Genomic DNA, 14,155 nt, shown 5'->3' with positions numbered 1-14,155 from the left:
TCGCTTCGGTCATCACGGCATTGTGCCTTCGGCGGGGGCTCCGCCTGCCGTCCGCCTACAATCCGGGCATGCGTTCCCGCCTCGTTCCAGCCGCCCTGGCGCTCGCCGCCAGCAGTGCCTTCGCCCAGGCCGCCGCGCCGCTGGTGCAGGAGCCGCCGCCCCTGGACGGGCGCCACAACCAGAAGGTCGAAGTCCTGCACACGCAGGACGATTCCGTCGCCATCGACGAGGTGCGCTACGCCGGCCAGGTGCAGAGCACGACGGTGACGCCGCTGAAGTCCGCCCTGCCCGCCTACGAGATGCAGCCGCCCGCCCCGGCCCGCGCCAGCGCCGACCCGCGCGAGCCGGCCACCACCAGCCGGCGGGTCTGGAACGTGTTCGGCTTCTGAGGCGGGCATGGCAGTCTTCACGGAGGTGCCGCCGGACGCGGCGCGTGCGCTCGCCGAACGGCTGGAGCTCGGCGACCTGGTCGAGCTGCGCGGCATCCAGGGCGGCATCGAGAACACCAACTATTTCCTGACCACCGAACAGGGCGAGTACGTGCTCACCCTGTTCGAGCGCCTGACGGCGGCCCAGCTGCCCTTCTACCTGTACCTGATGAAGCACCTGGCCCGGCGCGGCGTGCCCGTGCCCGAGCCGCACGGCCTGCCCGGCTCGGCCACGCCCGCGCAGCCCGACGGCGTGCTGCTGCACACGGTGTGCGGCAAGCCCGCGGCCGTGGTCGACCGGCTGCGCGGCCACAGCGAGCTGGCCCCCACCGCGGCGCACTGCGCCCAGGTGGGCGAGATGCTGGCCCGCATGCACCTGGCCGGGCGCGACTACGCGCTCAGCCAGCCCAACCTGCGCGGGCTGGCCTGGTGGAACGAGACCGTGCCCGTGGTGCTGCCCCACCTGCAGCCGGCGCAGGCCGCGCTGCTGAAGTCCGAGCTGGCTTTCCAGAATCACGTGGCCCAGTCGCCCGCGTATGCCGCGCTGCCGCGCGGTCCGGTGCACGCCGACCTGTTCCGCGACAACGTCATGTTCGAGGACGGCCGCCTGTCCGGCTTCTTCGACTTCTACTTCGCCGGCGTGGACACCTGGCTGTTCGACCTCGCGGTCTGCCTGAACGACTGGTGCATCGACCTCGCCTCGGGCCGCCACGAGGCCGAACGGGCGCAGGCCTTCCTGGCCGCCTATGCGCGGGTGCGCCCGCTGGCCTCGGCCGAGCGGCGGCTGTTCCCCGCGATGCTGCGGGCCGGGGCGCTGCGCTTCTGGATCTCCCGGCTCTGGGACTTCCACCTGCCGCGCGAGGCCTCGCTGCTGAAGCCGCACGATCCCACGCACTTCGAGCGCGTGCTGCGCGAACGCGTGGCGCACCCGGTGGCGGCCTGAGGGTGGACACGGCGTGAAACTCAACATCCTGCCCGCGCGCGCCGGGTTCGCCTGGTTCCGGCTCGGCATCCGCACCTTCATGCGCCAGCCGCTGGCGCTGACCGGCCTGTTCTTCATGTACATGGCGGCGGCCTCGCTGCTGTCCCTGCTGCCCGTGGTGGGCAGCTTCCTGGCCCTGGCCATCGTGCCGGCGGCCACGCTGGGCCTGATGGCCGCCACGCGGGAAGCGGCCGAGGGGCGCTTCCCGACGCCGCGCGTGATGCTCAGCGCCCTGCGGGCGGGCCGCGAGCAGATGCGCGCCATGGCCGTGCTGGGCGTGGCCTACGCCGCGCTGTCCCTGCTGGTGCTGGCGCTGGTGCCGGTGGTGGTCGACCTGCCCCCGCCAGCGCCGGGCGACGCGGCCGAGACCGTGTTCGGCCCGCAGATGCAGGGCGCGATGCTGCTGGGCATGGCGCTGTACCTGCCGGTCTCGCTGCTGTTCTGGCACGCGCCCGCGCTGGTGTACTGGCACGGCGTCTCGCCGGCCAAGAGCCTGTTCTTCAGCTTCGTGGCCTGCGTGCGCAACGTACGGGCCATGCTGGCCTACGGGCTGGCGTGGTCCGCCCTGGTGTTCGCGGTCTCGCTGGCCGTGGTGCTGGTCTCGCTGGCGCTGGGCAGCCCGGGTCTGGCAGGCTCCGCGCTGGTGCCCGCCGGCGTGGTGTTCACGGCCCTGTTCACCACCTCCCTGTGGTTCACCTTCCGCGACAGCTTCGTGGCCGACGAGGCCGCGGCGCCACCCCCCGCAGGCAACGACGATGGCACACCCCGGGCTTGACGCCCGCCCCGGCACGGACCGGGCCGCGCGGCAGGAGACCTTCTCATGAGCACGCACGATCACGATCACGATCACGGGCACGGGCACGGGCACGGGCACGGGCACGGGCACGGGCAGGTGCGGGGCGCTGCACGCGCGCATGACCATGACCATGACCATGACCACGGGCACCACCACGGCCACCACCACCACGCCCTGCCGTCGCGCATAGGCCGGGCCTTCCTGATCGGCATCGCGCTCAACCTGGGCTTCGTGCTGGTCGAGTGGGGTTTCGGCATCTATGCCCATTCGCTGGCGCTGCTGGCCGACGCCACCCACAACCTGGGCGACGTGCTGGGCCTGGCCATGGCCTGGGGCGCGTCGCGGCTGGGCCAGCGCGCACCGTCACGGCAGTTCACCTACGGCCTGGGCGCGAGCTCCATCCTGGCCGCGCTGGCGAACGGCCTGCTGCTGGTGGGCGTCACCGGCGGCGTGGTGTGGGAGGCCGTGCTGCGCCTGCAATCCCCCGCGGCGGTGAATGGCGGCGTGGTCGCGGCCGTGGCGCTGGCCGGCGTGGCCGTGAACGGCTTCACGGCCTGGCTGCTGCACCACGGCCACTCGCACGACCTGAACGTCAAGGGCGCCTACCTGCACATGCTGGGCGATGCGCTGGTGTCGGTGGTGGTGGCGGTGGCCGGCGTGCTGGTGATCTACACCGGCTGGCTCTGGCTGGACCCGGTGCTTTCCATCGCGGTGGGCGGGGTGATCGTCTACGGCACGCTGGGCCTGTTGCGCGACGCGATCAAGCTGGCGCTGCAGGGCGTGCCGCGGGCGATCGACAGCGCCGAGGTGCGCGAATTCCTGGCCCATTTGCCCGGCGTGCAGCAGGTGCACGACCTGCACATCTGGGCCATCAGCACCACCGAGAACGCCCTCACCGCCCACCTGGTGTGCCCCGCCGGGCACCCGGGCGACCAGTTCCTGGCCGAGGCGGGCGGCGCGGTGGCGCAGCGTTTCGGCATCCGCCACGCCACGCTGCAGGTGGAACTGGGCGACTGCGGCCGCGGCTGCGACGAGGCCTGAACCCGCGCCGGCGTGCGATAAGTCACGGCCACGCCCGGCAAGTGCCGGGGCGCCGGTCGGACTTGTGATTTATCAAGCGCCTTCCCGGCGCCGCGCCTCATGCTTGGCCTGCACCTGCCGATGAGACAGGGGCAGCCCGAAGAAGTCCATGACCCAGTCCGAACACCTCAGCGCCTGGAACGAGGCCCACGCCCGGCTGGCCCGCGCGGAAGAACACGCCCTGGCCCTGCGCCTGCACCAGCCCGGCGGCCCGCCCGCCGCCTTGTTGCTGGAGATCGACGAACTGCGCACCCGCGTGCGTGCGCTCTTCGAGGGCCTGGCCGACCTGCTGGTCCACCCCTGCGCCTGCAGCACGCTGCACCATTGAGCCGCGCGCTGCACCATGGAGCCGCGCGCGGCTCAGGGCAGCACGACCAGCCGCATCCAGAAGTCGAACATCTGCCGCAGGCCGGCGACCAGCGCGTCGAAGCCCAGCGGCTTGACCCAGTAGGCGGTGCAGCGCAGCGCATGCATGCGCCGCACGTCGTTGGGGTCGCTGGAGGTGGTGGTGACGATGACCGGCAGGGCGCGCAGCGCCGGGTCGGCGGCGATCGCCTCCATCACCTGGAAGCCGTCCATGCGCGGCATGTTGATGTCCAGCAGCACCAGGTCGGGCCGCGGTGCCTGGGCGTGGGCCGGGCCCTCGCGGCGCAGGTAGGCCAGCGCCTCCTCGCCGTCGCGCGCCAGGTGCAGGTCGACGTCGATGCCGGCCGTCTCCAGGCCCAGCTGCATCAGCAGCGCGTGGTCCTCGTCGTCCTCGACGAGCAGGACCACGGGCTTGCGCCCCCGTTCACACAAGCGCGCTGCCGGCATCGCCGCCTCCCGATGGCAGGGTGAAGAAGAAGGTGCTGCCCTGCCCGGGCAGCGATTCCACGCCGATGTGACCGCCGTGGTGTTCCACGATGCGCCGGCACAGGGCCAGCCCGATGCCGGTGCCGCCGCCGGCCACCGGCGTGCCCGCCCCCAGGCGCTTGAACAGGCCGAAGACCTGCTCGCGATGCTCGGGCGCGATGCCGATGCCGTTGTCCATCACCCAGATGCGCCAGCCGCCGCCGGGCTCCGGCTGCGCGCCCACCCGGATGTGGCAGGGCGCGGGGCCGTGGAAGCGCAGGGCGTTGCCCAGCAGGTTGACCATGAGCTGCAGCAGCTGGCCGGTGTCGCCCGGCACCGTGGGCAGCGGTTCCACGTCCACGCGGGCCTGCACCGCCTGCACCTGCGCGTCCAGGCGCTTGAGCGCCTCGGCCACCACGCGGCCCAGGTCCACCGGCAGGAAGGCCGGGTCGGCCTGGTCCACGGTGGCGAACATGAGCAGGTCGCGCGTCATGCGGTGCAGGCGCTCCACGGCCTGGGCGGCGCGGGCCAGCAGCTCGCGCCCCTCCGGGCCCAGCGCGTCGCCGCGGCGCAGGCGCAGCACGTCCAGCAGGCTGTGCACCGAGCGCAGCGGGGTGTGCAGGTCGTGCGCGGCCGCATGGGCGAACTCGCGCAGGTCGGCACTCTTGCGCTCCAGTGCCTGGCGTGCGAGGGCAAGGTCCGCATCGGCCTGCATGACGGCGCGGGCGATGCGGTCGGCCTCGGCGAACTGCATCGGCGGTATCGCGTGCGGGCTGCTGCCGCCGACCTGGGCGGACAGCTCGACCAGGGCGTCCACGTCGCGTCCCAGCCGCCGGCCCCACCACCAGTCCAGAACCAGCACGGCCAGCAGCAGCAGCAGGCCCAGTGCGCCCAGTTCGGCCAGGGTGCGCTGCAGCGGCTGTGTGAACTCCCCCTGGGGAATGCCCACGACCACCGTCCAGCCGTGGGCGGGACCGCGGCCGTAGAGCGTGTGCACCGTCTGGCCGTCCAGCGTGGCGCTTTCGAAGAAGCCTTCGTTCGCCCGGTCCGGCTGCTCGAGCACCGCGGCCAGCGAGGGCGTGATGCGCTGGCCCACGTACAGGCGAGGATCGCGCGAGCGGGCGGCCACCCGCAGTTCGCTGTCCACGATGGCGCTCACCCAGGAGGGCGGCAACGCGGCCTGGACGAGGAGGTCCTGCACCTGCGACTGCGCCAGCACCGCCACCAGGGCGAAGGGAACGCCGCGGCCGGGCAGCTCGATCGGCACGGCGACGGCCACCACCGGATGCCCGAGCAAGGCCGACATGGAGAGCCTGGCGACCGCACGCGCCTGCGAGAACACGCGCTGCCAGGCCGCGTCCACCGGGATGGGCGGCAGGGCCACGCCCCAGGGTTTCAGGGTGTTGAGCACGTGCTCGCCGTCGCTGCGCACGAGCAGGATGTTGACCAGCCCCGTGGCCTGGGCCACGGCCTGGGCCTCCGCATGGAAGTCGGCAAGCCGGCCCGCGGCCAGGGCCGAGGACTTGGACAGCCCGCGCAGCACGGCCTCGGAGAGGCTCAGTTTCTGGTCGACGGCGAAGGCCAGGGCCCGCGTGGCCAGCGCCGCGTTGCGCTGGGCGTCCTCCACGTCCTCCTGGTAATCGGCGGCCATGAGCCAGGCGCAGAAGGCCAGCGTGGGCAGGAGCGGCAGCAGCACCAGCAGGAGCAGGCGGCTTCGCAGGGAGGGCAATCGTCGCGGCATCAAGGGGGCGGCGGGCCCGGCCCGCCGCTGCCTTGAGCTTAGCGCAAAGATGAGTCAGAAAGTAAGCAAATTGCCTAGCCCGGGGGCGCTCAGGCCGGCTCCAGCAGCATCCCGACGCGCGCCTGCGCGGTGAGCGATTGGCACCAGCCCACCAGCCGCGACACCTCGGCCGGCCTCGCCGCGCCGCTGAAGGCGGCCAGCGACTGCGCCTTGGCCGCCAGCGCCGCCCGGTCCAGCGTGTTGCCCGGGTCGCCCTTGGGTTCGTCCACGCGGCCCTGGAAGACGCGGCCGTCCCGGGTGGTGACCGTCACCTTGCCGATCCAGCGCCGGGGGTAGGCCCGGTCGACCTCCGGGTCCAGTTCCATGCGCACCCGCTCGCGCAGGGCCCGGGTGTCCGGGTCCTGCCAGTGGTCCTCGAACTCCCGCAGCCCGGCGCCGCCACGGCCGGCCACCAGGCCCAGCACCGTGCCCATGGAGAACTTGGACTGGTGCACGGTGCGCGGGTCCGTCACCGGCCCCAGCACGTCGAGCGCGCCCTGGTGCACGTGCGCCACGACCGATTCGATGTCGGCGGCGGCCAGCCCCTGCGCGGCCATCACCGCCTGCAGCGCGTCCGCCGCCGGGTGCGTGTGGCGGCAGGAGGCGTGGTACTTGAAGGAGGTCTCGGCCAGCGTCCAGCGCGTGCCCAGGCCGTCGGCCAGGCGCGCCGGGTCGGCGTCGCTGGACATGCCGGCGGCCAGGCCCTGCGGGCCGTCGAAGATGCGCTGCGCACCGGTCAGGCCCTCCTTCGCCAGGCAGGCCGCGGCCAGGCCGGCGGAGGCCGCGTGCGCGGTGTGCAGCTGCTTGGAATCGGCCGCGTCGCGCAGGAACTCCCACAGCCCGGCCGACTGCGTGCCGGCAGAGCCGAAGGCATGCAGCATCTGGCGCGCGTCCAGCCCCAGCAGGCGGCCCACCGCCGCCGCGGCGGCCAGCGTGCCCGCGGTGCCGGTGGTGTGGAACACCTTGTAGTGCGAGCGGCCCAGGAACTCGCCGGTGCGAATGCCGACCTCGTAGCCCGCCACCAGCGCCTCCAGCAGCTGCGCGCCGCTGGCGCCCAGGGCCTGCGCCATCGCCAGCGCGGGCGGAATCACCACCGCCGCCGGGTGGAACACCGAGCCGTTGTGCACGTCGTCCTGCTCGGCCACGTGGCAGGCCGCGGCGTTCACCGCCGCCGCCACCAGGGGGCTGCTGCCACGCCTGTGGATCAGGATCTCGGCCGGGCCGCCGGCCGGGCCCTGCGATTCCCAGAAGCGCGCGATCGCCTCCACGGGCCGCGCGCCCTTGCCCGCCAGGATGCTGCCCAGGCCGTCCAGCAGCAGGTCCTCGGCCCGCCGCTGCACGGCGGGCGGCACCTGCTCCAGCCGCAGCCCCGCGGCGAAGGCCGCCAGCTGCGCGCCCGGATGCTCGCCCGCGCCGCTCATTGCTTGGCCGGATCGAACCCGATCGCCTTGTAGATCGCCTCGATGGCGGGCTTGCCGACGCGGCCCTCCATCTCCTTGTGCACCGGCAGCATGGCCTTCTTCAGGGCGCGGCGCTCCTCGGGCGTGGGCGTGACGATCTGGATGCGGCCGCTCTTCTTCATCGCCTCCATGGCGTCGTCGTTGTCCTTCTTGGAGGCTTCGTCGGCGTACTCCGTCGCCTCCTTGAGCGCCTGCTCCAGCACCGGCTTCACGTCGGCCGGCAGGCCGTCCCAGAACTTCTTGTTGGTGATGACCACGTAGCCGATGTAGCCGTGGTTGGTCTCGGTCAGCACCTTCTGCACCTCGTGCATCTTCTGCGTGTAGATGTTGGAGGGCGTGTTCTCCTGCCCGTCCACCACACCGCTCTGCAGGGCCTGGTAGACCTCGGAGAAGGCCAGCACCTGCGGGATCGCGCCCACCGCGCGCATCTGCGCGTCCAGCACCTTGGAGGACTGGATGCGCATCTTCAGGCCCTTGAAGTCCTCGGACTTGCGCAGGGGCTTGTTGGCGGTGAAGACCTTGAAGCCGTTGTCCCAGTACGCCAGCCCGGTGATGCCGTGCGGCTCCAGCTTCTTCAGGAAGGAGGCGCCCACCGGCCCGCGCGTGACCTTGTGCAGGTCGTCATAGCTGTCGAAGAGGTAGGGCAGGTCGAAGGCCTCGAAGTCCTTCACGCCCAGCGGGCCGAACTTGGAGGCCGAGGGCGCCAGCATCTGCACCGAGCCCAGCTGCAGGGCTTCCAGTTCTTCCTTGTCCTTGTAGAGCTGGCTGTTGGGATAGACCTCCACCTTGACGCGGCCCTTGGTGCGCTGCTCCACCAGTTCCTTGAACTTGAGCGCGCCCTTGCCCTTGGGCGTGTCCGGCGCCACCACGTGGCTGAACTTGATGACGATGGGCGCCTGGGCCCAGGCGCCGCCGCCCAAGCCCAGGGCCAGCGAAATCCCGGCCAGGGCGCGGACGAAGTGTTTGCGGTTCATGCTTTTGTCTCCTGTCGTGTTGGAATGGAAGGCTTCAGAGCGCGCCGGCGTCGCGCAGCCGCGCGATCTGCTGGGCGTCCAGGCCGAGCTCGGCCAGGATCGCCTGCGTATGTTCACCCAGCGCGGGCACCGGGGCCATGGCGCTTTCGTGCGGGGCCTGGCCCGGCGGCCACAGCGCGGGCACCGGCCCGGCCGGCGTCGCGACCTCGGTCCAGCGGCCGCGCGCGGCCAGTTGCGGGTGCTGCCACACCGCCTGCATGTCGTTCATGCGCGCGTTGGCGATCTGCGCCGCGTCCAGCCGCGCCTCCACCTCCTCGATGCGCAGCGTGGAGAACGCCGCCACGATGATCGCGCGCAGTTCGGCCCGCGCCTCGGTGCGGCGCGAGTTGGAGGCGAAGCGCACGTCGGTGGCGAGCCCGGGCTGCTGCAGCACCTGCTCGCAGAACACCTTCCACTCGCGCTCGTTCTGCAGCCCCAGCATCACGGTGCGCCCGTCGCCCACCGGGAAGGGCCCGTAGGGGTAGATGGTGGCGTGCGCGGCGCCCGCGCGCGGCGGCGGCGGCGCGCCCTCGAAGGCGTAGTACAGCGGGTAGCTCATCCACTCGACCATGCTCTCCAGCATGGACACGTCCAGGTGCTTGCCGCGGCCGGTGCGGCCGCGCTCGATCAGCGCCGCCAGGATGCCGCTGTACGCGTACATGCCGGCGGCGATGTCGGCCACCGAGCAGCCGGCCTTGGCCGGCTCGTCGGGGCTGCCGGTGACCGAGAGGAAGCCCGATTCGCTCTGGATCAGCAGGTCGTAGGCCTTCTTGTCGCGGTAGGGCCCGTCGCCGCCGTAGCCCGAGATGTCGCACACGATGAGCTGGGGATGGCGTGCCGAGAGCGCCTCCCAGGACAGGCCCAGGCGCGCCGCCGCGCCGGGCGCGAGGTTCTGCACCAGCACGTCGGCGCGCGCGAGCAGCGCGGCCAGCACGCCCGCGGCCTCGGGGTGCTTGAGGTCCAGCGCCAGGCTCTCCTTGGAGCGGTTGGTCCAGACGAAGTGCGAGGCCAGGCCGTGGACGCGCTCGTCGTAGGCGCGCGCGAAGTCGCCCACGCCGGGCCGTTCGACCTTGATCACGCGCGCGCCCAGGTCGGCGAGCTGGCGGGTGCAGAAGGGGGCCGCGATGGCGTGCTCCAGCGAGAGCACGGTGATGCCGGAAAGTGGAAGGTTCATGGTCATGCGGGCTCCTTCAGGCCAGCTGTGCGCTCGCCTGCATGGCGAGCTGGCCCTGCGGGCCGCGCGCCCACAGCGTGGCCGCGTCGCCCTCGATGCGGCCGCAGACCTCGAAGGGCGCGATGTCGAACAGGGGGCCCAGCGCCCGGAACTCGAAGGCGGCCAGCGCGCGGCCGGGGGCCTGCGTGCGCAGCTGCCCCGCCAGCAGCGTGGCGATCAAGGGGCCGTGCACGATGAGGCCGGGGTAGCCCTCCTCCTGCGTGACGTAGGGCTGGTCGTAGTGGATGCGGTGGCCGTTGAAGGTCAGCGCCGAATACCGGAACAGCAGCACCGGGTCGGGCACCACCTGCGTGTGGAACTGCGCATCCTGCGGCGCGGCCGGCGGCGGGGGCGCGACGCTGCCCGGCGCGGGCAGGCCGCGGTAGACGATGTCGTGTTCCTCGCGCAGCGCGAGCCCGCGCGGGCCGCTGATCTCGTGCGAGACGGTCACGAACACCAGCTCGCCGCTCTTGCCGCTCTTGCGCGCCACGGACTCGATGCGCGAGACGCGGGTGGCCGGCTCGCCGATGCGCAGCGCCTGCTCGAAGCGCAGCCGCCCGCCGGCCCACATGCGGCGCGGCAGGGGCACGGGCGGCAGGAAGCCGCCGCGCAGGCGGTGGCCGTCGGGGCCGATCTCGCGGCGCAGGTCGCGCGGCACGAAGTAGGTCCAGTGCCACAGCGGCGGCAGCGCGTCGCCGGGGGCGAAGCGGTCCTTGCGGTCCAGCGTGGCGGCGAGCAGGCCCGCGGTGCGGGCGTCGATGAGGTCGTCCTGGGTGGCGCTGCGGCCGATCCAGTCTTCCAGGCGGGGTTCGGTCATGGGCCGGTCTCAGAAGGAGCGCGGCAGGCCCAGCAGGTGCTCGGCCACGTAGCTCAGGATCAGGTTGGTGGAGATGGGCGCGACCTGGTAGAGCCGGGTCTCGCGGAACTTGCGCTCCACGTCGTATTCGGTCGCGAAGCCGAAGCCGCCGTGGAACTGCAGGCAGGCGTTGGCGGCCTCCCAGCTGGCCTTGGCGGCCAGGTACTTGGCCATGTTGGCCTCGGCGCCGCAGGGCTGGTGGGCGTCGAACAGCTCGCAGGCGCGAAAGCGCATCAGGCTGGCCGCCTCGACCTCGATGAAGCTCTCGGCGATCGGGAACTGCACGCCCTGGTTCTGGCCGATGGGACGGCCGAACACCACGCGCTCCTTCACGTACTTGCTGACGCGGTCCACGAACCAGTAGCCGTCGCCGATGCACTCGGCGGCGATCAGCGTGCGCTCGGCGTTCAGGCCGTCCAGGATGTACCGGAAGCCCTGCCCTTCCTCGCCGATCAGGTTCTCGGCCGGGATCTCCAGGTTCTCGAAGAAGAGCTCGTTGGTCTCGTGGTTGACCATGTTGCGGATGGGACGCACGGTCATGCCCTTCTTCACCGCCTCGTGCAGGTCGACGATGAAGATGGACATGCCCTCGGACTTCTTCTTCACCTCGGCCAGCGGCGTGGTGCGCGCCAGCAGGATCATGAAGTCGCTGTGCTGCACGCGCGAGATCCACACCTTCTGGCCATTGACCACGTAGCGGTCGCCCTGCCTGACCGCGGTGGTCTTGATCTTCGTCGTGTCGGTGCCCGTGGTCGGCTCGGTCACGCCCATGGACTGCAGCCGCCACTCGCCGCTGGCGATGCGCGGCAGGTACAGGTCCTTCTGGGCCTTGGAGCCGTGGCGCAGCAGGGTGCCCATGTTGTACATCTGCCCGTGGCAGGCGCCGGAGTTGCCGCCCGAGCGGTTGATCTCCTCCATGATGACCGAGGCTTCGGTGAGCCCCAGGCCGGAGCCGCCCCACTCCTGCGGGATCAGCGCGGCCAGCCAGCCGGCCCGGGTGAGCGCGTCCACGAAGGCCTCGGGGTAGCCCCGCGCCTCGTCGACCTCGCGGTGGTACTCGTCGGGGAACTGGGCGCAGAGCGCGCGCACCGCGTCGCGGATGTCCTGGTACTTGTCTTGTCGTGTTGCAGCCATGCGCCATCGTAGGACCTGGCCGTGCCCCCTGCCATCCGCGAATCCACGCATGCGGCGCCCCCCGCAGGGCCCTGCTGACAGCACCGGCCGCCCCGCCGGGCGTCAGCTGAAGAGCATCACGGCGCCGGCCAGGGCCATGAGCACGGTCGCGCCCCAGCCGGTCCAGCGCAGGCCCCGGCCCAGCGTGAACTCGCCCATCACCGCAGACCGGCTGGCGGCCACCATCATGGCGGCCAGAACCGGCACCGCGGCCGCGCCGTTCAGCACCGCCGCCACCACCAGGGCCTTCATGGGGTTGAAGTGCAGCAGCGTCATGGCGACACCCAGCAGCGTGGCCGCGACGATGACGGCGTAGAAGCGCATCGCGCTGGCCGGCGGGCGCTCCAGGCCGCGCCGCCAGCCGAAGCATTCCGCCGCCGCGTAGCCCGCACTGCCGGCCAGCACCGGGATCGCCAGCAGGCCGGTGCCCAGGATGCCCAGCGTGAACAGCGCGAAGGCCCAGCCGCCCGCCACAGGCCGCAGGGCCTCGGCCGCGCTGGCCGCGCTGTCGATGTCGTGCACGCCGTGCGCGTTGAGCGTGAGCGCGGCGGTGAGCATGATGCAAAAGCCCACCCCGTTGGACACCGCCATGCCCAGCAGCGTGTCCACCTCCACGCGGTGCAGTTGGCGCTCGGCCTGCCGCGGCGCCGAGCGCAGCGGCCGGTCCACCGGCGAGGCGCGCTGCTCCTCCACCTCCTGCGCCGACTGCCAGAAGAACAGGTAGGGGCTGATGGTGGTGCCCAGCACGCCCACCAGCATGGCCCAGTAGGCCGAGTGCCACTGGATGCCCGGCACCAGCGCGTCGTGCAGGACCTGCCCCCAGGGCACGGGCACGGCGAACAGCACCGCCCCGTACACCAGCAGCGACAGCGTGAGCCACTGCAGGAAGCGCACGTAGCGGCTGTAGGGCACCAGCACCTGCAGCAGCACCGACACCGCGCCGAAGCCGGCGGCGAGCCAGGGGCCCGGCACCGGCACCAGCAGCGCGGCGGCCGCCCCCATGGCGGCCAGGTCGGCGCCGATGTTGATGGTGTTGGCGACGAACAGCAGGCCCATGAGCGGCACCAGCAGCATGCGCGGCATCAGGTGCGCGAGGTTGGCCGCGAGGCCGCGGCCCGTCACCCGGCCGATGCGCGCGCTGATGATCTGCACCACCGCCATCAGCGGGAAGCTGAACAGCATCACCCACAGCATGCCGGTGCCGAACTGGGCCCCGGCCTGCGCATAGGTGCCTATGCCGCTGGGGTCGTCGTCGGAGGCGCCGGTCACGATGCCGGGCCCCAGCCAGCGCGCGAAGCGCGAGGCGCCGGGCACGGGCGCTCCGGCGGCCGGCTCGGCCGGTGCGGCATGGCGCAGCGATTCGTCCATGGCACCAGCATGGCGCAGCCGCCGCCGCGCCGGGCTTCCGCCCTGGCTCGTCCGCGTGTAGTCGGCGCGCCCGGCCTCAGCCGCGTGGCAGGCAGACCTCGAACTCGGCGCCGTGGCCGGCGCCCGCGCTGTGGGCGCGCACGGTGCCACCGTGCAGTTCGGCGATGCGCCGCACCAGCGCCAGCCCCAGGCCCAGGCCCTCGGTCGCGCCGTCGCCCTGCGCGAAGGCATCGAAGACCGAGTCCAGCCGCTCCGCCGACAGCCCGACGCCGGGGTCCGACACGTGCAGGCAGAGCTGCTCGCCCGAGAGTGCCGCGCGCAGGGTGATCTCGGCGCCATCCGGCGAGAACTTGGAGGCGTTGTGCAGCAGGTTGGCGATGAGCTGCACCATGCGGTGGGGGTCCACCCGCACGCGCGGCGCGCCGTCCAGCTGCAGCGCGACGCGCTGGCCGCGGCGCTGCAGGTGGGCCTGGGTTTCCTCGACGGCGGACTGCGCCAGCTCGGCCACCGACACCTCGCGGCGCTCCAGCGACATCTTGCCCTGGTCGATGCGCGCGATGTCCATCAGGTCGTCGCACAGGCGGGCCACCTGCAGCAGCTGGCGCTCCATCATGGGCGTGACCCTCTCCACCGCCTGCGCCGGGTCCGGCAGGGCGCGCATCTCGTGCAGGGCCAGCCGCAGCGCCCCCAGCGGGTTTCGCAGCTCGTGCGAGAGCGCGGCGATGAACTCGGCGCGGCGCGCGTCGACCCGGCGCAGGCGTTGCAGGGTCTTGTCGCGCATGGCGATCGCGCCGGTGGCGCGGTGGCTCAGCACCAGCAGCACGGCGGTGATCAGGTAGTACGAGCCCGCGCCCACCAGTTCGGTCTCGGTCAGCGTGAGCTGGCCGCGCGGCTCGACGAAGAAGTAGTTGGCCCACAGGTGCGAGAGCACCGCGCACAGCACGCCGGCCCGCCAGGTGCCGTACCAGCCGGCGATGGCGATGGCGGCGAAGGCCGGCGTGAAGGGCTGGCGATTGAGCAGCCAGGGGTCCAGCCCCAGGCGCACCAGAAAGGCCCCGCCGGAAGTCGCCAAAGCGATCACCAGCTGCCAGGCCAGGCCGGGTTCACGGTGCCAGGCCACCACGCCCTCTCCCGCCGCCGTGCCATGCGCGGCAGGCTCTGCCGGGCTGGGGAGG

The 14,155-nt window shown here is 72.4% G+C and carries 14 protein-coding genes; 5 read left to right on the top strand and 9 right to left on the bottom strand.

Annotated features, from left to right (window positions below):
• Nucleotides 1–68: 68 nt before the first annotated feature.
• The 5 genes from IM725_RS17725 (at nucleotide 69) to IM725_RS17705 (ending at nucleotide 3,614) form a co-directional block, all read left to right on the top strand.
• Nucleotides 69–389: a hypothetical protein gene (locus IM725_RS17725; protein ID WP_193781967.1), complete on the top strand. Its 321-nt coding sequence runs from the start codon at nucleotides 69–71 to the stop codon at nucleotides 387–389.
• 7 nt (nucleotides 390–396) lie between these two features.
• Entirely contained in the window at nucleotides 397–1,371 is a 975-nt protein-coding gene (locus IM725_RS17720) for a homoserine kinase (protein WP_193781966.1), read from the top strand.
• Between the two features lie 13 nt (nucleotides 1,372–1,384).
• A complete protein-coding gene (locus IM725_RS17715) occupies nucleotides 1,385–2,185 on the top strand; it encodes a BPSS1780 family membrane protein (RefSeq protein ID WP_193781965.1) in 801 nt (266 codons plus the stop codon).
• A gap of 45 nt (nucleotides 2,186–2,230) precedes the next feature.
• Nucleotides 2,231–3,247 carry a cation diffusion facilitator family transporter gene (locus IM725_RS17710; protein ID WP_193781964.1) on the top strand — a complete coding sequence of 339 codons (1,017 nt, stop codon included), beginning with the start codon at nucleotides 2,231–2,233 and terminating at the stop codon, nucleotides 3,245–3,247.
• Between the two features lie 148 nt (nucleotides 3,248–3,395).
• Nucleotides 3,396–3,614 carry a hypothetical protein gene (locus IM725_RS17705; RefSeq protein WP_193781963.1) on the top strand — a complete coding sequence of 73 codons (219 nt, stop codon included), beginning with the start codon at nucleotides 3,396–3,398 and terminating at the stop codon, nucleotides 3,612–3,614.
• Nucleotides 3,615–3,646: 32 nt separating this feature from the next.
• On the opposite strand, the gene IM725_RS17700 is transcribed toward IM725_RS17705, so the two are convergent.
• The 9 genes from IM725_RS17700 to IM725_RS17660 form a co-directional block, all read right to left on the bottom strand.
• Nucleotides 3,647–4,060, bottom strand: coding sequence for a response regulator (locus IM725_RS17700; RefSeq protein ID WP_193781962.1), 414 nt, complete (start codon nucleotides 4,058–4,060; stop codon nucleotides 3,647–3,649).
• Between the two features lie 16 nt (nucleotides 4,061–4,076).
• Complete coding sequence (locus IM725_RS17695; protein ID WP_193781961.1) at nucleotides 4,077–5,846, bottom strand: sensor histidine kinase; 1,770 nt, start codon at nucleotides 5,844–5,846, stop codon at nucleotides 4,077–4,079.
• Nucleotides 5,847–5,947: 101 nt separating this feature from the next.
• Nucleotides 5,948–7,318 carry an MmgE/PrpD family protein gene (locus IM725_RS17690; protein WP_193781960.1) on the bottom strand — a complete coding sequence of 457 codons (1,371 nt, stop codon included), beginning with the start codon at nucleotides 7,316–7,318 and terminating at the stop codon, nucleotides 5,948–5,950.
• Nucleotides 7,315–8,331: a TRAP transporter substrate-binding protein gene (locus IM725_RS17685; protein ID WP_193781959.1), complete on the bottom strand. Its 1,017-nt coding sequence runs from the start codon at nucleotides 8,329–8,331 to the stop codon at nucleotides 7,315–7,317. Before IM725_RS17685 ends, IM725_RS17690 begins: the two co-directional genes overlap by 4 nt.
• Nucleotides 8,332–8,365: 34 nt before the next feature.
• Nucleotides 8,366–9,550, bottom strand: a complete 1,185-nt coding sequence (locus tag IM725_RS17680) for a CaiB/BaiF CoA transferase family protein (RefSeq protein ID WP_193781958.1) — start codon at nucleotides 9,548–9,550, stop codon at nucleotides 8,366–8,368.
• Nucleotides 9,551–9,560: 10 nt separating this feature from the next.
• Nucleotides 9,561–10,400, bottom strand: a complete 840-nt coding sequence (locus tag IM725_RS17675; protein ID WP_193781957.1) for an FAS1-like dehydratase domain-containing protein — start codon at nucleotides 10,398–10,400, stop codon at nucleotides 9,561–9,563.
• 9 nt (nucleotides 10,401–10,409) lie between these two features.
• On the bottom strand, nucleotides 10,410–11,573 hold the full coding sequence (locus IM725_RS17670; protein WP_193781956.1) for an acyl-CoA dehydrogenase family protein: 1,164 nt from the start codon (nucleotides 11,571–11,573) through the stop codon (nucleotides 10,410–10,412).
• 102 nt (nucleotides 11,574–11,675) lie between these two features.
• Entirely contained in the window at nucleotides 11,676–12,980 is a 1,305-nt protein-coding gene (locus IM725_RS17665) for an NRAMP family divalent metal transporter (RefSeq protein ID WP_193781955.1), read from the bottom strand.
• A 76-nt stretch (nucleotides 12,981–13,056) separates the two neighbouring features.
• A partial coding sequence (locus tag IM725_RS17660; RefSeq protein ID WP_227753908.1) for a sensor histidine kinase occupies nucleotides 13,057–14,155 on the bottom strand: 1,099 nt, incomplete at its 5' end.

Source organism: Ramlibacter aquaticus, assembly GCF_015159745.1.
Lineage (GTDB): Bacteria > Pseudomonadota > Gammaproteobacteria > Burkholderiales > Burkholderiaceae_C > Ramlibacter > Ramlibacter aquaticus.
The sequence above is the reverse complement of the archived record's forward strand: the minus strand, read 5'-3'. Positions and strand labels throughout refer to the sequence as shown.